Genomic DNA, 22,463 nt, shown 5'->3' on the forward strand with positions numbered 1-22,463 from the left:
CGGTGGCCGCGCGACACGTGGAGCGGGCGCCAGGTCGCGCAGATAAAAGAATTGCTGATGGAGCATGCATGGACGAGTTGACACTCGGTTTGATCGGCGCGGGTGCCGTGGTGGTCGGGGGCGTGGTCGTGTACAACGCGTGGCAGAGCGCGAAGGTGCGCCGCAAGATGCCGCGACCGATGCCGGCCGACACCGCCGACAACCTCGCGCGGGACGATCAGGAGGAACAGAGCCCGTTCATCGAACCGGCCCGGCCGACCACGCGGCGCGAGCCGGTGGCGGGCGCCGAAGGAGCGGAGCAAACCACGGCGGCACGCGTCGAACCCACTTTTGGCGGCCAGGCGGCTGGAACGGCGCCGCTCGACACGGCGGCCGATATTCAGGCCGAGACGACCACGCCGAACGGCTATCCGGAAGCCGAGGGCGTGGCTGAAGCCGAAGGCGAGACCGCCGGGGCCGCGCAAGCCGCCCGGCGGGCGAGCGAGCCGGTCGAACCGATTCTGCCGGCCGCTACGACGATCTCGTCGGCGCCGCCGGCTATCGTCGACCGGCGCATCGACTGTATCGTGCCGATCCGTCTGAACGGCCCGGTCGCAGGCGACAAGGTCATTCCGCTCGCGCAGCGTCTGCGCCGCGCGGGCAGCAAGCCGGTGCATATCGAAGGCAAGCTCGAGGGCGGCGCGTGGGAACTGCTGCAAAACGGCGCGCGCTACGAAGAGTTGCGCGCGGCCGCGCAGCTGGCCAATCGCAGCGGCGCGCTCAACGAACTGGAATTTTCCGAGTTCGTGACCGGCGTGCAGCAGTTTGCCGATGCGCTGGATGCCTCGCCGGAATTTCCCGACATGCTCGAAACAGTGGCGATGGCGCGCGAGCTCGACGGCTTTGCCGCGCAGTGCGACGCGCAGCTGTCGATCAACGTGCTCTCCGACGGCGCGCCGTGGTCCGCCAACTACGTGCAGGCGGTCGCGTCGCAAGACGGCTTGCTGCTCTCGCGCGACGGCACGCGTTTCGTCAAGCTCGACGCGAAGCAGAGCCCGGTGTTCATGCTGCAATTCGGCGACACCAACTTCCTGCGCGACGACCTCACCTACAAGGGCGGCCAGATGATCACGCTGGTGCTCGACGTGCCGGTGGCCGACGAAGACATCCTGCCGTTCCGCCTGATGTGCGACTACGCGAAATCGTTGGCCGAGCGCATCGGCGGGCGGGTGGTCGACGACGGTCGCCGTCCGCTGCCGGAGACCGCCTTGCTCGCCATCGAAAAACAGTTGATGACGCTGTATGCGAAGCTCGAACAGGCGGGCATTCCGGCCGGCTCGCCGGCCACGCGGCGCTTGTTCAGCCAGTAACTTTTATGTTTTACCGGTGTCTTCAACGGCCGCACGATGTGCGGCCGTTGTCGTTTCACGAGGCGCCTTCACGCGTTATTGTGGACCGCATGCGCAACGCGCCGAAACTGGCCATCCGGCCGATGTAAAGGGGCACGCTTCCTGCGATAATCCAATGTCTGAACTTCACTGAAGAACCTTCCGACAGCATGGCCCGAACCTCCGCCTCACAACCTGCAACCAGCGCCCCGGCCGAGCGTGCCGCGTGGCTGCGCGCGGAACTCGAACGCGCCAACTACGCGTATTACGTGCTCGACCAGCCGGACCTGCCTGACGCGGAATACGACAAGCTGTTCAAGGAGCTGGAGAGTATCGAGACGGAGCATCCGGACCTGATCGTGCCGGATTCGCCCACCCAGCGCGTGGGCGGCGAGGCGGCGAGCGGCTTCGAGCCGGTCGTGCACGACCAGCCCATGCTGTCGCTGAACAACGGTTTCGCCGACGAAGACATCGTCGCATTCGACAAGCGTGTCGGCGACGCGCTCGGCAAGAACGCGAGCGAGCCTCCCGTGCCGGTCGACTACGCGGCTGAACTGAAATTCGACGGCCTTGCGATCTCGCTGCGTTACGTCGACGGCGCGTTCGTGCAAGCCTCCACGCGCGGCGACGGCACGACCGGCGAGAACGTCACCGGGAACGTCCGCACCATTCGCTCCATTCCGCTCAAACTCAAGGGCAAACGCGTGCCGCACGTGCTCGACGTGCGCGGCGAAGTGCTGATGTTCAAGCGCGATTTCGAGCGCTTGAACGAACGGCAGCGGGCGGCGGAACAGAAGGAATTCGCCAATCCGCGTAACGCCGCGGCGGGCAGTTTGCGGCAACTCGATTCGAAGATCACCGCGCAGCGGCCGCTGTCGTTTTTTGCTTATGGCATCGGCGTGCTCGAAGGCATGGAGATGCCGGCCACGCACAGCGACCTGCTCGACTGGTACAAGGAGCTCGGCCTGCCGGTGAACAGCGAACGGGCTGTGGTGCAGGGCGTGGAGGGGTTGCTGGGTTTCTTTCACGGCGTCGGCGGGAAACGCGAGAAGCTGCCGTACGACATCGACGGCGTGGTCTACAAGGTCAACCGGCGCGACGAGCAGGATGCGCTCGGCTTCGTGTCGCGCGCGCCGCGTTTTGCGCTGGCGCACAAATTCCCCGCCCAGGAAGCGCTGACCAGACTCGTCGCGATCGACGTGCAGGTCGGCCGCACCGGCGCGATTACGCCGGTGGCGCGGTTGGATCCGGTGTTCGTCGGCGGCGCGACGGTCACCAATGCCACGCTGCACAACGAAGACGAAGTGCGCCGCAAGGATATTCGCATCGGCGACACGGTGATCGTGCGGCGCGCCGGCGACGTGATTCCCGAGGTGGTGAGCGCGCTGCTCGAGCGGCGTCCCTCCGACGCCCGCGAGTTCGTGATGCCCACGCAGTGTCCGGTGTGCGGCTCGAATATCGAGCGGCTGCCGGACGAGGCGATTGCGCGTTGTACCGGCGGCCTGTTCTGTCCCGCGCAGCGCAAGCAGGCGCTGTGGCATTTCGCGCAGCGGCGCGCGCTGGATATCGACGGGCTGGGCGAGAAGATCATCGACCAGCTGGTCGAACAGAATCTGGTACGCACGCCGGCCGATCTGTTCAACATCGGTTTCGCGACGCTCGCCGAGCTCGACCGCTTTGCCGAAAAGTCCGCGCAGAATCTGCTCGACTCGCTCGAAGAGGCCAAGCACACCACGTTGGCGCGCTTCATCTACGCGCTTGGCATCCGGCATGTGGGCGAATCGACGGCGAAGGACCTGGCCAAGCACTTCGGTTCGCTGGATCCGATCATGGACGCTTCGGTCGAAGCCTTGCTGGAGGTCAACGACGTGGGGCCGGTGGTCGCCGAGTCGATTCATCAGTTCTTCGCCGAGGAGCACAACCGCACGGTGATCGAGCAGTTGCGCGCGCCGGGCAAGGTCACCTGGCCGGAAGGGCCGCCGGCGCCCAAGGCGCCACAGGGCGTGTTGGCCGGCAAGACGGTCGTGTTGACCGGCACCTTGCCGAGCCTCGCTCGCGAAGAGGCGAAGGAAATGCTGGAAGCGGCCGGCGCGAAAGTGGCCGGGTCCGTATCGAAGAAAACGGACTATGTGGTGGCGGGCGCCGACGCGGGCAGCAAGTTGGCGAAAGCTGAGGAACTCGGCATCTCCGTACTCGACGAAGATGGTATGCGTAAGCTCCTGGAGGGGCAGTTATGATCCGCGAAATTCTTAAGATGGGCGATCCGCGTCTTTTGCGCATTGCCGATCCGGTCGATCACTTCGACACGCCCGAGCTGCATGAGCTCGTCAAAGACATGTTCGAGACCATGCACGACGCAAACGGCGCGGGCCTCGCCGCGCCGCAGATCGGCGTCAATCTGCAGGTGGTGATCTTCGGCTTCGGGCACAACGAGCGCTATCCGGACGCGCCGCCGGTGCCGGAAACGGTACTGATCAACCCGACCATCACGCCGGTGTCGCTGGACATGGAAGAGGGCTGGGAAGGCTGCCTGTCGGTGCCGGGGCTGCGCGGCGCGGTGAGCCGCTTTTCGATGATCAAGTATCACGGCTTCGATCAATACGGCAAGCCGATCGACCGCGTCGCCGAGGGCTTTCACGCGCGTGTCGTGCAGCACGAGTGCGATCACCTGATCGGCAAGCTGTATCCGATGCGGATCAACGACTTCGCGAAGTTCGGCTTCACGGAAGTGCTGTTCCCGGACATGGATCCGAATACCGACGATTGACGTGGCTTGTGCTGCTTCTGGTGACTGCACTGGCGTCCTCGGCTCGGCGCAAGGATAAAAAAACGCCACGGAATTAGCTTCCGTGGCGTTTTTTTTTGAAGCGTCAGTCAGGCGTCCGGCTTCAGAACGACTCATCCGGCGACAGATAACGCCATTGGCCCGGTGGCAGCGCGCCCAGCATCACTTGGCCCATGCGCACGCGTTTCAGTCCGATCACTTCCAGGCCGACCAGTTCGCACATGCGGCGAATTTGCCGCTTCTTGCCTTCGCGCAGCACGAAACGCAATTGCTCGCCGTTCTGCCAGTTCACCTGCGCGGGTTTGAGCGGCACGTCGTCGAGCGACAAGCCGTGGCACAGCAGCGCCAGACTTTCCGGCGGGAAGTGGCTTTCGACGTCGGTGGTGTGCTCGCCGAATGCCACGCGCACCAGATATTCCTTGTCGATCTCGGAATGACCGCCGATCAGTTGCTTCGCAATCCGGCCGTCTTGCGTCAGCACCAGCAGGCCCGTCGAATCGATGTCCAGGCGGCCAGCCGGCGCCAGCTGGCGCAAATGCGCGACGGAGAAGCGGATGTCGGAGTGATCGCCTTCCCAGCGATTCTCCGGCGTGATCAGCGTGATGGCCGGCTGATAACCGTCTTCCGCCTGACCTGAAACCAGGCCCACCGGCTTATGGATCAACACCGTCACCTGGCTCGCTTGCGCGGCCTCGGCGGCGGGGTCGATTTCGATGCGCTGGTCCGGACGGACCTTGGTTCCGAGCGTGTCGATGCGCTCACCGTCCACCAGCACCCAGCCCTTTTCGATCCACTCGTCGGCTTCGCGGCGCGAGCACAGGCCGAGTTCGGACATCAGCTTGGACAGGCGCAGCGTGCCCGGCGCGTCCTCGTAATCGCGACGCGGGGTGCGCGGAGCGGCATCGGTTTCGTTGGGGCGTTCGGCTCGGGATGCACCGCGCGGCTTGTCGGCGCGCGCGGGACGGTCGTCGCCGAAGCGGCGGCCGGCGGCCGGCAGCGTCTTGTCGAAGCTGCGGGCAGGGCGCTCGCCACGGTCGGTGCGCTCGGTGCTGCGCGCAGGGCGGTCGCCGAATTCGCGTTTGGCGGGGGCGTGTTCGCCGCGCTCGTCGCGCGGAGCGCGTGCCGGACGGTCCGCGCGCTCGCCGTAGCCGCTTTTGACGGGCTTGGCGAAGCTGCGCTCGCCACGTTCGGATGCGCCGCGCTCGCCTTCGAAACGGCGCGGCGCGCTGTCGCTGCGCGGACCACGCTCGTTGCCGCGGCGGTCTTGCGGAGCGCGACGATCGCTGCCGAAGCGCGGGCGGTCGGATGCGTCGCGTTCAGGGCGTGCCGGACGCTCGCCGCGTGGACCACCTTCCGGCGACGGACGGCCTGCGCCGGGACGCGCTGCGCTGAACGGACGGCGTTCGCCGTCGTCGCGGCGCGGGGCGCGCTCGCCGAAGCTGCGCGGCGCGCGTTCGCTGCGATCCGTACTGCCTTCGAAGCGGCGGGGCGCGCGTTCGGCTCGGTCACCGGTTTCACGGCGGGGCGCGCGGTCACCGCGGTCGGAAGTGCCTTCAAAGCGACGCGGAGCGCGATCGGTACGATCAGCACCGCCCTCAAACCGACGCGGTGCCCGTTCACCGCGATCGCCTGCACCTTCAAGCCGACGCGGTGCGCTGCCGGTACGGTCACCACCCCCTTCAAACCGGCGCGGAGCGCCTTGGCCGCGCTCGCCATCCGCCCTGCGCGGAGCACGTTCGCCGCGATCGGCGCCAGCTTCAAATCGGCGCGGCGCGCGTTCCGCGGCGTCCCGACGCGGGGCACGGTCGCCGCTACCTTCAAACTTGCGCGGAGCCCGTTCACCCTCAGCCCTGCGCGGCGCGCGTTCGCTACGCTCGCCGCCACTTTCAAACCGGCGCGGCGCACGCTCGCCGTCATCCCGACGCGGAGCGCGCTCGCCGCCGCCTTCAAACCGACGCGGCGCACCGCCCGCGCCCTCGCGGCGCGGCGGTCGATCAGACGCCGCTCGCGGCGCGCCACCGGCGTCCCGCTCGCGCGAAAACGACCCTTCAGCCTTGGCAGGCCGCGCAGGACGTGCGCCGGCACCGGCCGGCTTACCAGCGCCCGCCGGCCGCTTGCCGCCGCCGGCCGCGCCGGCGCGTTCACCTCGCGCCCCGCCAGGTGCCGGCGTCGCCGGTCTGGGCCCCACGGGGCGCGTCGGCTTACGCGCCGACGTGCTGCCGGTACGGACAGGGGCGCGTTCGGACGAAGCCGGCCGCGGGTGCTTGGCTGTTAATTTGACTCGCATGAAATCTCACACTGCGATCGCGCGCAGCAGTTCGGTCTCGACCTGAATTTGCAGGCGGCTGTCCGACAGACCGTGTCCATCCAGCAGGAACACGTCTTCGACGCGTTCGCCGAGCGTATTGATCCGCGCCGAAGCGACGCCGACCCGATGCTCGGCCAGCACACGCGCGATCGAATAAAGAAGGCCTGGCCGGTCGTTCGCCGACACGGACAGGATGTAATATTGGCCGCGCTCGTCGGCCCGAAGGTCGACGCGCGGGGTAACAGGGAAGGTCCGCGACAGCCGCGACAAACGGCCTTTCGACGGTCCCGGAAGCAGGGTGCCGTCACCGGTGAGGCGGGCGGTCAGTTCCTGTTCGACCAGATTGGCAATATCGCGATAATGCACGTCTTCTTCGGTATGCGCGACGAGGAAATTATCGAGCGCGTAACCGTGACGGGTCGTGCTGACCCGCGCGTCGAGCACCGACAGGCCATTGCGGTCGAAATACGCGCAAATGCCGGCGAACAGGTCCGGTTGATCCTTCACGTACACCAGCACCTGAAGCGCCTCGCCAATCGGCGACGGACGGGCCCGCACGATCGGTGTCGGCGTCTCGACGTGGCGGTACAGAACACGTGTTTGCCACGCGATATCCGCCGCGTCGTGACGCAGGAAATAGCCGATGTCGAGCTTCTCCCACAGCGCCTTCTGCGCACCTTCCGGCACGGTTTCGAGGCGCAGCAGCGCGAGCGCTTCTTCCTGACGCGACTTCAACTCCGAATGCGCGTCCGGCCGCGCGCCGCCGAGCACGGCGAGCGTGGTGCGATACAGGTCTTCGAGCAGCTTGCCTTTCCACGTGTTCCAGACCTTCGGGCTGGTGCCGCGAATGTCGGCCACGGTCAGCAGGTAGAGCGCTGTGAGGCGCCGCTCGGTGCCGACCAGTTCGGCGAAGCGCTTGATGACTTCCGGGTCGCTCGTGTCCTGCTTTTGCGCGACCTGGCTCATGGTCAGATGTTGCTGGACCAGCCACACGACCAGTTCGCCGTCCTCGCCCTCAATGCCGTGATTGCGGCAGAAGCGCCGCGCGTCGGCCATGCCGAGCGTGGAATGGTCGCCGCCGCGGCCTTTGGCGATGTCGTGAAACAGCGCCGCCACGTACAGCACCCACGGCCGGTCGAAGTTGGCGATCAACTGGCTGCAGAACGGATATTCGTGCGCGTGTTCGGCCACCGCGAAGCGGCGCAGATTGCGCAGCACCATCAGAATGTGCTGGTCGACGGTGTAGACGTGATACAGGTCGTGCTGCATCTGTCCGACGATGCGCCGGAAGTTCAGCAGATAGCGCCCCAGCACGCTGGTCTGGTTCATGAGACGCAGCGCGTGGGTGATGCCGGCCGGCTCCTTCAGGATGTCCATGAAGAGGCGCCGGTTTTCCGGGTCGCGCCGCCAGTGCTGATCCATCACGTCGCGGGCGTTGTAGATCGCGCGCAGCGTGCGCGCCGACAGGCCTTTCACGCCGGGCGTCTGTTCGTACAGCAGGAAGGCCTCGAGGATCGCGTTCGGCTCGCGCAGGAACACGTCGTCGCTGGCGATTTCCAGCATGCCCTGCTTCTCGACGAAGCGCTCCGACAACACCCGCGTGATGCCGCTCGTGCTGGGGAAGAGCTGCGCTTCGATGTTCTGGATCAGGATCGTGGCGAGCTGCGTGACGGCCTTGGCGGCCCAGTAGTAGCGGCGCATGAGCTGTTCGCTCGCGCGCTTGGTGGCGGTCGGCTTGTAGCCAAAGCTCTCGGCTACCGCCGTTTGCAGATCGAACACCATGATGTCCTGCCGACGGCCGGCGATCACATGCAGCCGCGCGCGCAGCGTTTTCAGGAAGCCTTCGTTACGGCGCAGCTCGCGCGCCTCGCGCTCGGTGATCAGGCCGCGCGCTTCGAGTTCGCGCCAGCTGCTGCCGAAACCCGCTGCCTGGGTGATCCAGAGAATCAGTTGCAGATCGCGCAGGCCGCCCGGGCTTTCCTTGATGTTGGGTTCGAGCGAGTAGGGCGTGTCCTGGAACTTGGCATGGCGCTGGCGCATTTCCAGCACTTTGGCCTGGAAAAAGGCCTTCGGGTCGAGCGCTTCGCGGTAACGCCTCGCGAAGTCGTCGAACAGCGCGGCGCTGCCGGTAATACGCCTCGCCTCGAGCAGCGACGTGCGCACGGTGACGTCGTTGGCGGCTTCTTCGAGGCATTGCGACACGCTGCGCACGCTGCTGCCGAGCTCCAGCCCCAAATCCCATGCAAGGCTGATAAAGCGCTCGATGCGCGCTTCGAGATGCTCGATGGGCGCATCGGGCAGCAGAACCAGAATGTCGATGTCGGAATGCGGCGCCAGTTCGCCGCGCCCGTAGCCGCCCACGGCCACAAGGGCCAGGTCGGGCGGCAGTTCGCAGGTGCTCCAGGCGGCGCGCAGGGAGTCGTCGGTGGCGCGCGCCAGGGAGGCCATCAACGCGTCGACGTTGGTGGCCGTCCTGAAGCGTTCCAGCAGTTGGGCTTTGGCCACTTTGTACTCCGCCTTGAGCGACGTGGCAGGGGATTGGGCGACGGCTGGAACACTACTCATTGGCAGGGAGGCGCAGAGGTGGGAAGTCGGTCAGGCCGTGGCGGCGACGACCGGCGGGCGCGCGGGCGTGCCGGCGGAGACGGTCAGTACGTCGTGCCCGGTTTCGGTGACGAGGATGGTATGTTCCCACTGCGCCGACAGGCTGCGGTCTTTGGTCTTGACGGTCCACTGGTCCGGCATGGTGCGAATGTCGCGGCGGCCGGCGTTGATCATCGGCTCGATCGTGAAGATCATGCCGGTTTCCAGCTCGAGCCCGGTGCCGGGACGGCCGTAGTGCAGGATTTGCGGGTCTTCGTGGAACACCGTGCCGATGCCATGGCCGCAATATTCGCGCACCACGCTGTAGCCTTGGCCTTCCGCGTGTTTCTGGATCGCGTGGCCGATGTCGCCGAGATGCGCGCCCGGGCGCACCTGGTCGATACCGAGCCACATGCATTCGAAGGTGGTCTGGACAAGGCGTTTGGCCAGGATCGAGCCTTCCCCGACGATGAACATGCGGCTGGTGTCGCCGAAATAGCCTTCCTTGATGACAGTGACGTCGATGTTCAGCGCGTCGCCGTTCTTCAGCGTCTTCTCGCCGGGAATGCCGTGGCAGATCACGTCGTTGACGGAAATGCAGGTGGCTTTCGGATAGGGTGGGTAGCCGGGCGGCTGATAGTTCAGCGGTGCTGGAACCGTGCCCTGTTCCTTCAGCATATATTCGTGACACAGACGGTCGAGTTCACCGGTGGTGATGCCGGCCGTGACGAACGGGGTGATGTAGTCGAGCACTTCGCTTGCCAGTTTGCAGGCGACGCGCATCTGCGCGATATCGTGTTCGTTTTTGAGCGTAATAGCCATGAGTCGGGCCTGAAATGCGATTTATTGCAGGATTATCGCACCATATTCCGGCTGCCGCAGGCTTTTGCGACCGGGCCGGCGCCTTTCACGGGCTGCCGGACGGGCTTCGGGCGGCCTCGTTCGAGACGGGCGGCGCTCACGTGGGTGCAACCCGCCGGCCATGAGCAGGACTACCGCGCAGGTTGAGTCGTGCAAGAGTCGCGTGCTATAATCTTTGGCTAAGTCGATCTCTGTCTTACTTTATTCGTCCATGTGGGCAAAAAAGTGGCAAGAATGGCTTCTCATAACGCCGGTTGCCTGCGCTATGAGGTTAAGCAAGCGGAAGCAACAAGGCAGCAGACTCGCAAGCCGGCGCACCCAGGGTGTCCGCCGCGTTCAGCCAGAGAGATGGCGGCGCGGCCGATACGGCAGCCGGCTTAAGACCCAACCCTCGCGGAGATTTTCATGGCAGTTACCATGCGTCAAATGCTGGAAGCCGGTGTCCACTTCGGTCACCAAACGCGCTTCTGGAACCCGAAGATGGCCCCCTTCATTTTCGGTCATCGCAACAAGATTCACATCATCAACCTCGAAAAGACGCTGCCGATGTACAACGACGCGCTGAAGTACGCGCGTCAACTGGCAGCCAATCGCGGCACGATTCTGTTCGTCGGCACGAAGCGTCAATCGCGCGACACGATCGCTGAAGAAGCGCAACGCGCTGGCATGCCGTTCGTCAACGCACGCTGGCTCGGCGGCATGCTGACCAACTTCAAGACGCTGAAGGTCTCGATCAAGCGCCTGAAGGACATGGAAGCAGCGCTGGAAGCAGGCGAAACCGAACGCATGAGCAAGAAGGAAGCGCTGCTGTTCGAACGTGAAATGGCCAAGCTGCAGAAGTCGATCGGCGGCGTGAAGGACATGGGCGGCATTCCGGACGCGATCTTCGTGGTCGACGTCGGCTACCACAAGATTGCCGTGACCGAAGCGAACAAGCTCGGCATTCCGGTCATCGCCGTGGTCGACACGAACCACTCGCCGGAAGGCATCGACTACGTGATCCCGGGTAACGACGACGCCTCGAAGGCTGTCGCTCTGTACACGGCTGGCGTGGCCGACGCGATCGTCGAAGGCCGTGCGAACGCGGTCAACGAAGTGGTGCAAGCTGCACGTGGTGGCGACGGCGACGAGTTCGTCGAGGTCAACTCGGAAGCGTAAAGCTGCCCCGTGTCCGGCAAAAAAGGGGGCTTTCTACAGGCCCCCTTTTTTTAAGTCGCGACATTGTAGTGGGGTGCTGCCGGCAGTGTCCGAAGCAGTGCTCGACGCGTTCTCCGTAAAAAATACGCGGAATGCTGAAACGAATTCTTGCCGCCGGCATCGAAGTCCGGTCGGCGTGTGACAGACGGAACTCAAGGAGCAAATGATGGCGGCAATTACCGCAAGCATGGTTGCAGAACTGCGCGCAAAAACCGACGCGCCGATGATGGAATGCAAGAAGGCGCTGACGGAAGCCGACGGCGATATGGCGCGCGCTGAAGAGCTGCTGCGCGTGAAGCTGGGCAACAAGGCCAGCAAGGCAGCGTCGCGTGTGACGGCTGAAGGCGTGGTCGCATCGTTCATCGGCGGCAACGCGGGTTCGCTGGTCGAGCTGAACTGCGAAACCGACTTCGTTTCGAAGAACGACGACTTCCTGGCGTTCTCGAAGAAGGTCGCTGAGCTGGTCGCTACGCAAAACCCGGCTGACGTCGCGGCGCTGGCGGCCCTGCCGCTGGACGGCTCGACGGTCGACGCAGTGCGTCTGGCGCTGGTCGGCAAGATCGGCGAAAACCTGTCGATCCGCCGTTTCGTGCGTTTCGATACGGCCAACAAACTGGCAGCGTACCTGCACGGCACGCGTATCGGCGTGCTGGTCGAGTACACCGGCGCGGACGAGCAGGTCGGCAAGGACGTCGCGATGCACATCGCCGCGATGAAGCCGGTTTCGCTGTCGTCGGACGACGTGCCGGCGGATCTGATCGCCAAGGAACGCAGCATTGCTGAACAGAAGGCTGCCGAATCGGGCAAGCCGGCTGAAATCGTCGCCAAGATGGTCGACGGCAGCGTGCAGAAGTATCTGAAGGAAGTGTCGCTGCTGAACCAGACGTTCGTTAAGAACGACAAGCAGACGATCGAACAGATGCTGAAGGCCGGCAACGCGAGCGTGCAGAAGTTTGCGCTGTTCGTGGTCGGCGAAGGCATCGAGAAAAAGCAGGACGACTTCGCAGCTGAAGTGGCCGCTCAAGTCGCTGCTGCAAAGCAACAATAAGTCTCACGTAAGCATCACGGCTGTACCGTTGGACCCGCGGCGGAGCAAGACTTTGCCGCGGTCGGCAGCGCCGCAAGGCTGCGCGCGGGTTGACCCTCGCGGCGCAGCCGCCGCTAACGAACCCCAGGGTTCGTCAATTTGGCGGCGCTTGCCCGAATCAGTATTTCACCCCTACATTAGTCCCTTGTTGTTGCCCTGTTCTGCGCGATCTGGATACCCCTATGCCCACTGCCTATAAACGCGTCCTGCTCAAACTCTCCGGTGAAGCTCTGATGGGCGACGATGCCTTTGGCATCAATCGCGCGACCATCGAACGAATGGTGGCGGACGTGGCCGAAGTGGTCCGTCTCGGAACGCAGTTGGCCGTGGTGATTGGCGGTGGCAATATTTTCCGCGGCGTCGCGGGCGGCGCGGCGGGTATGGATCGCGCCACGGCGGACTACATGGGCATGCTGGCCACCATGATGAACGCGCTGGCGCTGCAGGATGCCATGCGCCACGCCGGCATCGAGGCGCGCGTGCAATCGGCGCTGCGCATGGACCAGGTGGTCGAGCCGTACATCCGGCCCCGCGCGATTCGCCAGCTCGAAGAAGGCAAAGTCGTGATTTTCGCGGCCGGCACCGGCAACCCGTTTTTCACGACCGACACGGCCGCTGCGCTGCGCGGCTCGGAAATCGGCGCGGAAGTCGTGCTCAAAGCCACCAAGGTAGACGGCGTGTATTCCGCCGACCCAAAGAAAGACCCGAGCGCGACGCGTTACACCACGATCAGCTTCGACGAGGCGATCGGCCGCAATCTGCAGGTGATGGACGCCACGGCATTCGCGCTGTGCCGCGACCAGAAGCTGCCGATCCGGGTGTTTTCGATCGTCAAGCCGGGTGCGCTCAAGCGCATCGTACAAGGCGAGGACGAGGGTACCCTCGTCCACGTGTAAACTCTCGTTCACATAACGTGGGCTTTAGCGCGAGCCCGGGCCGCCGCATCTTGCGCGCGCTGGCCGGCTCGCACCGTTTTGAAGGTTCGGAGGTTTAAAAATGTCTGTGGCTGATATCAGGAAGGGCGCTGAACAAAAGATGCAGCGCTCCATCGACGCGTTCAAGAACGACCTGTCGAAGATCCGCACGGGCCGTGCACACACGGGCCTGCTCGATCACATCCAGTGCGACTACTACGGTTCGCCGGTGCCGATTTCGCAAGTCGCGAACCTGACGCTGATCGACGCACGCACGATCGGCGTGCAGCCGTGGGAAAAGAAAATGGTCCAGGTCGTCGAAAAGGCGATCCGCGAGTCGGACCTCGGTCTGAACCCGGCTACGCAAGGCGACGTGATCCGCGTGCCGATGCCCGCGCTGACCGAAGAACGCCGCCGCGAACTGACCAAAGTGGTCAAGAGCGAAGCGGAAACGGCCAAGGTCGCGGTGCGCAACCTGCGCCGTGACGCCAACGAGCAACTGAAAAAGCTCGTGAAAGACAAGGAAATTTCGGAAGACGACGAGCGTCGTGCAGGTGACGACGTTCAGAAGCTGACGGACAAGTTCGTCGCCGAAATCGACAAACTCGTCGTGACGAAAGAAGCCGAGATCATGACGGTCTGAGGCCGATCGGCTCAGCACGGTCACGATTTTCCACTTCTTTTATTTGCAGTCACTGTCCCGACGGCCATGACCTATACCAGCTCAACCGTGCGCGTGCCTGATGTCGCCGCGGTGCCGCGACATATCGCGATCATCATGGACGGCAACGGCCGTTGGGCCACCCAGCGGCGCTTGCCGCGCGTGGCGGGCCATACGCGCGGCGTCGACGCGGTGCGTGCGGCCGTCGAGGCGTGCGCCCGTCAGGGGGTCGAATATCTGACGCTGTTCGCTTTCAGCTCCGAAAACTGGCGCCGTCCGAACGACGAAGTGTCGTTCCTGATGCGCCTGTTCGTGACCGCGCTGGAGCGAGAGATCGGCAAGCTGCACGCGAACGGCATCCGTTTGCGCGTGGTGGGCGATCTGTCGCGCTTCGACGCGCGCATCCGCGATCTGATCAAGCGCGCGGAGAGCAAGACCGCGCGCAATACCCGCCTCACACTCACCATCGCCGCGAATTACGGCGGCCGCTGGGACATCATGCAGGCCACCCGCAAGCTCGCCGAACAGTCGGCGCTGGCGGGCCGGGCGGTCGAGGTGACCGAGGAATCGTTCGCCGAGCACCTCTCCATGGCTTATGCACCGGAGCCGGATCTCTTCATCCGCACCGGCGGCGAGCGCCGCGTCAGCAACTTCCTGCTGTGGCAGCTCGCGTACACCGAGTTCTACTTCACCGACACGTTCTGGCCGGATTTCGACGCCGACGCGCTGGCTCATGCCATCGCTTCGTACGCGGAGCGTGAACGCCGCTTCGGCCGCACCAGTGCTCAACTCGAGCCGCAATCGCAAAACGTCGATTCGCTTCCATGCTAAAAACCCGTGTCATCACGGCGATCATCCTGCTGGCAGTGTTCCTGCCGGTCACGTTGTTCGCGCCGGTGGGCGCGTTCGGCGCGCTGATCGCCTTCGTCGTCGTGTTTGCCGCGTGGGAGTGGGCGCGCCTGCTCAAGCTGGGCGGCGCGGGCCCGGTCATTTACGCGCTGGTGGCCGCCGTGGCGCTGGTGGCCAGTACGCGCCTCGGCACCGGTATCGAGCAGGCCAGGCCGCTCTTCCAGGCAGCCGCCATTTTCTGGGTGATCGCCGGTCCGTTCGTGCTACTGCGCAAGCCCACGCTCGCGCAGGGCGCCTGGCGTCCCTTCCTGTTTCTTGCCGGCATTGTGGTATTCGTCGCGTGCTGGCATGCTCTCGTCGCCGCGCGCATGCAGGGCGTGCCTTTCGTGCTGTCGCTGCTGCTATTGGTATGGCTGGCCGATATCGGCGCATACTTCTCCGGAAAAGCGTTTGGAAAACACAAGCTGGCGCCTGCCATCAGTCCGGGTAAGACTTGGGAGGGCGCGATCGGCGGCTGGCTGGTGGTGATGATCGTCGCGGCGGCGGCGGTCTTTTTGCATGCGTTCGAGCCGACCCTGTATTCTGCGCTGCTGGCGCACTGGGGCGCCGTGCGCACGCTGCTCGCGCTGACCCTGCTGGTGGCATTCAGCGTGGTGGGCGACCTGTTCGAATCGATGATGAAACGCCAGGCCGGTGTGAAAGATTCAAGCGGCCTGTTGCCGGGGCACGGTGGCGTGCTCGATCGCATCGACGCCTTGTTGCCGGTGCTGCCGCTTGCCATGCTGCTGCTCGGCTAGAGAAAGAGATATGCAAAAACGTCTGACATTGCTCGGTTCCACGGGCTCGATTGGAGACAGCACGCTCGACGTCGTCGCGCGTCATCCCGAGCGTTTTTCGGTTTATGCGCTCTCCGCGCATCGCAACGGCGACAAGCTCGTCGAGCAATGCCTGCGCTTTCAGCCTGAAGTCGCGGTGGTCGGCGACGCCGACACGGCCGCGAGCGTCGCGGCGAAACTGCGCGAGGCGGGTAGCAAGACCGAGGTCACGTACGGGCCGCAGGCGCTCGTCGAGGTGTCGAAGAGCGACGGCTGCGATACGGTGGTAGCGGCGATCGTCGGCGCGGCTGGCCTGGCGCCGAGCCTTGCCGCTGCGCGCGCCGGCAAGCGCATCCTGCTCGCCAACAAGGAAGCGTTGGTCATGTCCGGCGCGATCTTCATGGACGCGGTGCGCGACAACGGCGCCGTGCTGCTGCCGGTCGACAGCGAACACAACGCGATTTTCCAATGCCTGCCGCGCGAAGCCGCGCTGCACGGCGGCGTCTCCAAGATCATTCTGACCGCGTCGGGCGGCCCGTTCCGCACCCGCGAGCCGGCCACGCTCGTCGACGTCACGCCGGACGAAGCCTGTAAGCATCCGAACTGGGTGATGGGCCGCAAGATTTCGGTCGACTCGGCCACCATGATGAACAAGGGCCTCGAAGTGATCGAGGCGCACTGGCTGTTCGGTTTGCCGGGCGAGCGCATCGAGGTGCTGATTCATCCGCAGAGCGTGATCCACTCGATGGTGTCGTACGCCGACGGCTCGGTGCTCGCCCAACTCGGCAATCCCGACATGCGCACGCCGATTGCGCACGCGCTGGCGTTTCCGGATCGCGTGGACTCGGGCGTCGCGCAACTCGATCTGTTGCAGGTCGCGTCGCTCTCGTTCGAAAAGCCGGATTACGCGCGCTTTCCGTGTCTTGCGCTGGCAGTGAAGGCGCTCGCCGAGGGCGGCGTGGCAAGTGCGGCGCTGAACGCCGCTAACGAAATCGCGGTTGAAGCGTTCCTCGCGCGCCAGATCGGCTTCATGACGATTGCCCAGGTGGTCGACGCGGTGCTCAACGCGTTGCCGAACCGCAGCGCGCACGCGCTCGAAGACGTGATCGAAGCGGATGCCGCCGCGCGTCGCGCCGCTGCCGAATTCATCGCGCGTCTGCCCGACGGCGCCCGTCGCACGGAACGCGCCGTCCAGTGAGGCGCTCATGAACCTGCTGATCGAACTGCTCGCCTTCGCGGTCGCGATTGGTGTACTCGTGGTCGTCCACGAATACGGGCATTACAGCGTGGCGCGCCTGTGCGGCGTCAAGGTGCTGCGCTTTTCGATCGGTTTCGGCAAGCCGCTGTTCCAGTGGGTGAGTCCGAAGACGGGCACCGAATGGACCATCGCCGCGTTGCCGCTCGGCGGCTACGTGAAGATGCTCGACGAGCGCGAGACCGGCGCCGAGCCGATCCCCGCCGAAGCATTGCCGCATGCGTTCAACCGGCAGTCCGTGTGGCGCCGTTTTGCAATTGTCGCAGCCGGTCCGGTCGCGAACTTCCTGCTGGCTATCGTGCTGTTCGCGCTCGTCTTCGCCACCGGCGTGACGGAGCCGGCGGCGGTGATCGCGGCGCCCGCGCCGAATACGCCCGCGGCTGTCGCCGGTTTCGACGGCGGTGAGACGATCGTCGCCGTGCGTGCCGAAAACGCCGGCGAATCCGCGCCGGTGCGCTCCTGGTCGGACCTGCGCTGGAAGCTGCTGGGTGCTGCGTTCGATCACAAGCGCGTCGTGCTGAGCGCGAAAGATGCACACGGCACGTCGGATTTTCAGCTCGATCTGCGTGGTCTCAGCGAGAAGGACGTCGACGACGACTTCATGTCGCGTCTCGGTTTCGAGCCGGGTGGTGGCAAGCTGACCGTGGCGGGCGTGCAGCCGGGCAGCGCGGCGCAAAAGGCCGGCCTGGTCGCGGGCGATCGTCTGCGTGCCGTCGACGGCATTCCGACCGACAACGCCACGGCCTTCATCGCTTATGTAAAATCGCACGCCGGCAAAGCGGTAACGCTGCAGGTCGAGCGGGGCGGCAAGGCGGCGGGCAAGCTCGAAGACGTGAGCATCGTGCCGCAGGCACAGCGTGACGAAACCACAGGTCAGCAGATCGGCCGCATCGGCGCGGAACTGGCCACGCAGGTGCCGTCCATCGACGTGCATTACGGTCCGGTTGAAAGCCTGCAGTTGGGTGCGCGCCGCACGTGGGATCTCGCGGTTTACTCGGTGCGTATGTTCGGCAGGATGGTGGTCGGCGAGGCGTCGCTCAAAAATCTTTCCGGCCCGGTCACGATCGCCGATTACGCAGGAAAGAGCGCACGTCTAGGTCCTTCTGCATTCCTGTCGTTCCTGGCCCTTGTCAGTATTAGCCTTGGTGTACTGAACCTGTTACCAATTCCGGTATTGGACGGGGGTCATCTGTTATATTATTTGGTTGAAGCTGTGACCGGTAAAGTTGTCTCCGATCGCTGGCAACTCGTTTTTCAGAGGGCGGGTCTCGCCTGCATCGTCGCATTGTCGGCGATCGCGCTGTTCAACGATCTGGCTCGTTTAATCCATTTTTAAAGTGTTCGGCGGCGTTCACGATGGCGACCGCCCGACCTGATGCAGCTATACACACTGGGGAAGCACGTTGTTTAAACCTCATCGCTTTGTTCCAAAGACGGTTATAGCCGCGGCATTCGCCGCGCATGGGCTGGTTGCTCACGCAACGACGCCCTTCGTGGTGCAAGACATCCGGATCGAGGGATTGCAACGCGTCGAACCTGGTACCGTGTTCGCGTATCTGCCCATCAAGCAAGGCGACACTTTCAGCGACGACAAGGCATCGGAGGCCATCCGCGCCCTGTATGCCACGGGCTTCTTCAACGACGTCAAGATCGCGACCGAAGGCAACGTCGTCATCGTGCAGGTGCTGGAACGTCCGGCCATCGGCACGATCGACTTCGCCGGCATTCATGAGTTCGACAAGGACAACCTGACCAAGGCGCTGCGCGCCGTGGGTTTGTCGCAAGGCCGTTACTACGACAAGGCGCTGGTCGACAAAGCCGAGCAGGAACTGAAGCGTCAGTATCTGACACGGGGCTACTACGCCGCTGAAGTCACCACCACGATCACGCCGATCGACCGCAACCGTGTGGCCGTGCTGTTCGCGGTGGCCGAAGGTCCGAGCGCGAAGATCCGCCAGATCAACTTCATCGGCAACAAGGCGTTCAGCACGGGTACGCTGCGCGACGAAATGCAGTTGTCCACGCCGAACTGGTTCTCGTGGTACACGAAGAACGACCTGTACGCGAAAGACAAGCTCACCGGCGACCTCGAAAACGTCCGCTCGTATTACCTGAATCGCGGCTACCTCGAGTTCAACATCGACTCGACGCAGGTGTCGATCTCGCCGGACAAGAAGGACATGTATCTGACGGTCACGCTGCACGAAGGCGAGCCGTACACGATTTCGAACATCAAGCTGGCGGGCAATCTGCTCGACCGCGAGCCGGAGCTGGCCAAGCTCATCAAGATCAAACCGGGTGACCGCTTCTCGGCTGAAAAGCTGCAAGCCACCACCAAGGCTATCGTCGACAAGCTCGGCGAATACGGCTATGCGTTCGCCACTGTCAATGCGCAGCCGCAGATCGATCAGGCCAACCACAAGGTCGACCTGACGCTGCAGGTGGACCCGAGCCGCCGCGTCTACGTGCGCCGCATCAACGTGGTCGGCAACACGCGTACCCGTGACGAAGTGGTGCGCCGCGAAATGCGCCAGCTCGAAAGCTCGTGGTTCGATTCGAACCGCCTCGCGCTGTCGAAAGACCGGATCAACCGTCTCGGCTACTTCACGGATGTCGACGTGACCACGGTGCCGGTGGAAGGCACGCCGGACCAGGTGGATGTGGACGTCAAGGTGGCCGAAAAGCCGACTGGCGCGATCACGCTGGGTGCGGGCTTCTCGTCGACCGACAAGGTGGTGCTCTCGGCCGGCGTGTCGCAGGACAACGTGTTCGGCTCGGGCACGAGTCTCTCGGTGAACGTGAATACCGCGAAGACGTACCGTACGCTGACGGTCACGCAGGTCGACCCGTACTTCACGGTCGACGGCATCAAGCGCATTACGGACGTTTATTACCGTACGTACCAGCCGCTGTACTACTCGACGGATTCGAGCTTCAAGATCGTCACGATCGGCGGCGACCTGAAGTTCGGTATTCCGTTCTCGGAAGTCGACACCGTGTACTTCGGTGCCGGCCTCGAGCAGAACCAGCTGGACGTCGACGCGAACACGCCGCAAAGCTACATCGACTACGTGAACAATTTCGGCCGCGTGTCGAACAACGTGCCGATCACGGTGGGCTGGTCGCGCGACGCGCGTGACAGCGCACTGGTGCCGAGCCGCGGCTACTTCACGCAGGCGAACGCCGAGTACGGCACGCCGATCGGCGGCACGCAGTACTACAAGGCCGACATCAACGCGCAGTACTATTATTCGTTTGCGCGCGGCTTCGTGCTGGGCTTCAACTTCCAGGGCGGTTACGGTAACGGCCTCGGCGGCAAGCCTTATCCGATTTTCAAGAACTACTACGCGGGCGGTATCGGTTCGGTGCGGGGCTACGAGCCGAGCTCGCTGGGTCCGCGCGACGCCAAGACGAACGACCCGATCGGCGGCTCCAAGCTGCTGGTGGGTAACATCGAATTGACGTTCCCGCTGCCGGGCACGGGCTACGACCGCACGCTGCGGGTCTTCACGTTCCTCGACGGCGGTAACGTCTGGGGTACGGAAGGTAACAGCATCGGCGCCAACGGCCTGCGTTACGGCTATGGTGTCGGTCTGGCGTGGATCTCGCCGATCGGCCCGCTCAAGCTCAGCCTGGGCTTCCCGCTCACGAAGCACACCGGCGACCAGTATCAGAAATTCCAGTTCCAGATCGGGACGGCATTCTGATCTGGCTGCAGACGGCCCGGCCAAACTACAGTATCGAGAGGATGACTTTGCTAACCGGTATGTTTTCGAAACGTGTGGCGTGCGCGCTGGCGCTGGCGATGACCTTGGGTGTCGGGGTCGCCCATGGGCAGGAGGCCAGGATCGCGGCGGTGAATTCCGACCGTATCCTGCGCGAATCCGCTGCCGCGAAGGCCGCGCAGGTCAAGCTCGAGGCCGAGTTCGCCAAGCGTGACAAGGACCTTGCCGACATGGCGCAGAAGCTGAAGTCGATGTCCGATTCCCTCGACAAGAACGGCGCGTCCATGTCGCCCGCAGATCGCGCGCAAAAGCAGCGCGATCTGTCGCAACTGGACACGGACTTCCAGCGCAAGCAACGCGAGTTTCGTGAAGACCTGAACCAGCGCCGCAATGAAGAGCTGGCGGCGGTGCTCGACCGGGCCAACAAGGTGATCAAGCAGATCGCCGAGGCGCAGCATTACGATCTGATCGTTCAGGAAGCAGTGTATGTGAGCCCGCGCATCGATATCACCGATCAGGTGCTGAAGGCACTGGCGGCTTCGGGTAATTGAACGTGGTTGCCGAGCGGGATGGCCCGGCAGTAGAACTGACAAGTTGGACTAACAGCAGCGACCATCTTGCATGGGATCGGAGTAAGGCGGTGATGCGCCAACTCGGGTCGACAGCTTTGCATGGGATAGGAGTAAGCGCTAAAGCGCTAACTCGGGTCGACAGCTTTGCATGGGACCAGAGTAAGCGCTAAAGCGCCAACTCTGGTCGACAGCTTTGCATGGGATCCGAGTAAGCGCTAAAGCGCTAACTCGGATCGACACAGGAGACAGGATAGGCATGGCATTTACGCTCGAGGACATCGTCCAACGGTTCGGCGGTGAAGTAGTCGGAGACGGTTCGCAGCGCGTCGGCGGCCTCGCGCCGCTCGACCAGGCAGGCCCGGACCAGCTGGCGTTCCTCGCCAATCCGAAGTACCTTTCGCAGGTCGAAACGACCCGTGCGGGCGCGGTGTTGATCAACGCCGACGACCTCGCCAAGCTCGCTTCCCGCGAGAATCGTAACTTCATCGTCACGCCGAATCCGTATGCTTACTTCGCGCGCGTCGCGCAAACTTTCATCGACCTGGCCGCACCCAAGGCAGTCCCCGGCGTGCATCCGAGCGCGAGCATCGACCCGTCGGCGCAGATTGCCGCGAGCGCGGTGATCGGTCCGCACGTCACGGTGGAAGCAGGCGCGGTGATCGGCGAAAACGTTCGGCTCGACGCCAATGTCGTGATCGGCCGCGGCACGCGCATCGGCGCGGGCTCGCACCTTTATCCGAATGTCGCCGTGTACCACGGTTGCAAGCTCGGCGAGCGCGTGATCGTGCACGCCGGCGCGGTGATCGGCTCGGACGGTTTCGGCTTCGCACCGGATTTCATCGGCGAGGGTGAGGCACGTACCGGTAGCTGGGTGAAGATTCCGCAGGTCGGCGGCGTGTCGATCGCGGCGGACGTGGAAATCGGCGCGAACACCACCATCGACCGTGGCGCCATGGCCGACACGATCATCGAAGAGTGCGTGAAGATCGATAACCTCGTGCAGATCGGCCACAATTGCAAGGTCGGCGCCTACACGGTGATCGCCGGCTGCGCGGGCATCGCGGGCAGCACGACGATCGGACGTCATTGCATGATCGGCGGCGCCGTCGGGATTGCGGGGCACGTCACGCTGGCCGACTATGTGATCGTCACGGCGCAGTCCGGCGTCTCGAAATCGTTGTTGAAGCCTGGTATGTACACCAGTGCCTTCCCAGCTGTGAACAATGCAGACTGGAACAAGAGCGCGGCTCTGCTGCGCAACATCGGCAAACTCCGCGATCGTATCAAGGCGCTTGAAAACGCCGCGGCTGAGCAGCAGGACAGCCCGGCCGCCAACGCGGCAGGCAAGGCCGCAGGCGATAAAGTCTGAAACAGCAAGGCAACTGGCTAAGCAAATCGCAGGGCAACCTGCCGGCACCGCGTAAAATGGCGGGCAAGCATCAGGAAGCAAAGTCGGTTGCCGTGGCCGGGTGGCGCGGCCGCCG

17 protein-coding genes are annotated in these 22,463 nt (G+C 64.1%); 14 read left to right on the plus strand and 3 right to left on the minus strand.

Features of this window, described 5'->3' with window-relative positions; genetic code table 11:
• Positions 1-68 precede the first annotated feature (68 nt).
• The 3 genes from RI103_RS07770 to def all read left to right on the plus strand — a co-directional run bounded on the left by RI103_RS07770 (position 69) and on the right by def (position 4,134).
• Positions 69-1,349 (plus strand): cell division protein ZipA C-terminal FtsZ-binding domain-containing protein, encoded by a 1,281-nt coding sequence (locus RI103_RS07770; protein ID WP_310814768.1) that lies wholly within the window; start codon positions 69-71, stop codon positions 1,347-1,349.
• A 188-nt stretch (positions 1,350-1,537) separates the two neighbouring features.
• Positions 1,538-3,604: an NAD-dependent DNA ligase LigA gene (ligA, locus tag RI103_RS07775; protein ID WP_310814769.1), complete on the plus strand. Its 2,067-nt coding sequence runs from the start codon at positions 1,538-1,540 to the stop codon at positions 3,602-3,604.
• A complete protein-coding gene (gene def / locus RI103_RS07780; protein ID WP_310814770.1) occupies positions 3,601-4,134 on the plus strand; it encodes a peptide deformylase in 534 nt (177 codons plus the stop codon). The genes ligA and def overlap by 4 nt, the downstream gene beginning before the upstream one ends.
• 121 nt (positions 4,135-4,255) lie before the next feature.
• Here the strand turns inward: def and RI103_RS07785 are convergent, their stop codons facing one another.
• The 3 genes from RI103_RS07785 to map are packed head-to-tail and all read right to left on the minus strand — an operon-like array spanning position 4,256 to position 9,865.
• On the minus strand, positions 4,256-6,439 hold the full coding sequence (locus tag RI103_RS07785) for a pseudouridine synthase (protein WP_310814771.1): 2,184 nt from the start codon (positions 6,437-6,439) through the stop codon (positions 4,256-4,258).
• A 6-nt stretch (positions 6,440-6,445) separates the two neighbouring features.
• Positions 6,446-9,025 (minus strand): [protein-PII] uridylyltransferase, encoded by a 2,580-nt coding sequence (locus RI103_RS07790; protein ID WP_310814772.1) that lies wholly within the window; start codon positions 9,023-9,025, stop codon positions 6,446-6,448.
• Between the two features lie 30 nt (positions 9,026-9,055).
• A complete protein-coding gene (gene map / locus RI103_RS07795; protein ID WP_310814773.1) occupies positions 9,056-9,865 on the minus strand; it encodes a type I methionyl aminopeptidase in 810 nt (269 codons plus the stop codon).
• Between the two features lie 444 nt (positions 9,866-10,309).
• Here map and rpsB point away from each other — a divergent pair, with 444 nt between their 5' ends.
• From rpsB to lpxD, 11 genes are all read left to right on the plus strand, one after another.
• Positions 10,310-11,062, plus strand: a complete 753-nt coding sequence (gene rpsB, locus RI103_RS07800; protein ID WP_132373926.1) for a 30S ribosomal protein S2 — start codon at positions 10,310-10,312, stop codon at positions 11,060-11,062.
• A 205-nt stretch (positions 11,063-11,267) separates the two neighbouring features.
• Positions 11,268-12,149: a translation elongation factor Ts gene (gene tsf, locus RI103_RS07805; protein ID WP_310815194.1), complete on the plus strand. Its 882-nt coding sequence runs from the start codon at positions 11,268-11,270 to the stop codon at positions 12,147-12,149.
• Positions 12,150-12,370: 221 nt separating this feature from the next.
• Positions 12,371-13,084, plus strand: coding sequence for a UMP kinase (pyrH, locus tag RI103_RS07810; protein WP_011488865.1), 714 nt, complete (start codon positions 12,371-12,373; stop codon positions 13,082-13,084).
• 100 nt (positions 13,085-13,184) lie between these two features.
• On the plus strand, positions 13,185-13,745 hold the full coding sequence (gene frr / locus RI103_RS07815; RefSeq protein WP_012433445.1) for a ribosome recycling factor: 561 nt from the start codon (positions 13,185-13,187) through the stop codon (positions 13,743-13,745).
• Positions 13,746-13,811: 66 nt separating this feature from the next.
• Entirely contained in the window at positions 13,812-14,594 is a 783-nt protein-coding gene (uppS, locus tag RI103_RS07820; protein ID WP_310814774.1) for a polyprenyl diphosphate synthase, read from the plus strand.
• The gene (locus tag RI103_RS07825) at positions 14,588-15,409 is read left to right on the plus strand and encodes a CDP-archaeol synthase (RefSeq protein WP_310814775.1); all 822 of its coding nucleotides are present in this window, start codon (positions 14,588-14,590) and stop codon (positions 15,407-15,409) included. The genes uppS and RI103_RS07825 overlap by 7 nt, the downstream gene beginning before the upstream one ends.
• 10 nt (positions 15,410-15,419) lie before the next feature.
• A complete protein-coding gene (locus tag RI103_RS07830) occupies positions 15,420-16,625 on the plus strand; it encodes a 1-deoxy-D-xylulose-5-phosphate reductoisomerase (protein WP_310814776.1) in 1,206 nt (401 codons plus the stop codon).
• Between the two features lie 7 nt (positions 16,626-16,632).
• Entirely contained in the window at positions 16,633-18,018 is a 1,386-nt protein-coding gene (gene rseP, locus RI103_RS07835) for an RIP metalloprotease RseP (protein ID WP_310814777.1), read from the plus strand.
• A gap of 67 nt (positions 18,019-18,085) precedes the next feature.
• Positions 18,086-20,389, plus strand: a complete 2,304-nt coding sequence (bamA, locus tag RI103_RS07840; protein WP_310814778.1) for an outer membrane protein assembly factor BamA — start codon at positions 18,086-18,088, stop codon at positions 20,387-20,389.
• A gap of 47 nt (positions 20,390-20,436) precedes the next feature.
• On the plus strand, positions 20,437-20,958 hold the full coding sequence (locus RI103_RS07845; protein ID WP_181916899.1) for an OmpH family outer membrane protein: 522 nt from the start codon (positions 20,437-20,439) through the stop codon (positions 20,956-20,958).
• 277 nt (positions 20,959-21,235) lie between these two features.
• Complete coding sequence (gene lpxD / locus RI103_RS07850; RefSeq protein WP_310814779.1) at positions 21,236-22,348, plus strand: UDP-3-O-(3-hydroxymyristoyl)glucosamine N-acyltransferase; 1,113 nt, start codon at positions 21,236-21,238, stop codon at positions 22,346-22,348.
• Positions 22,349-22,463: the final 115 nt, after the last annotated feature.

This window comes from Paraburkholderia sp. FT54 (assembly GCF_031585635.1).
GTDB lineage: Bacteria > Pseudomonadota > Gammaproteobacteria > Burkholderiales > Burkholderiaceae > Paraburkholderia.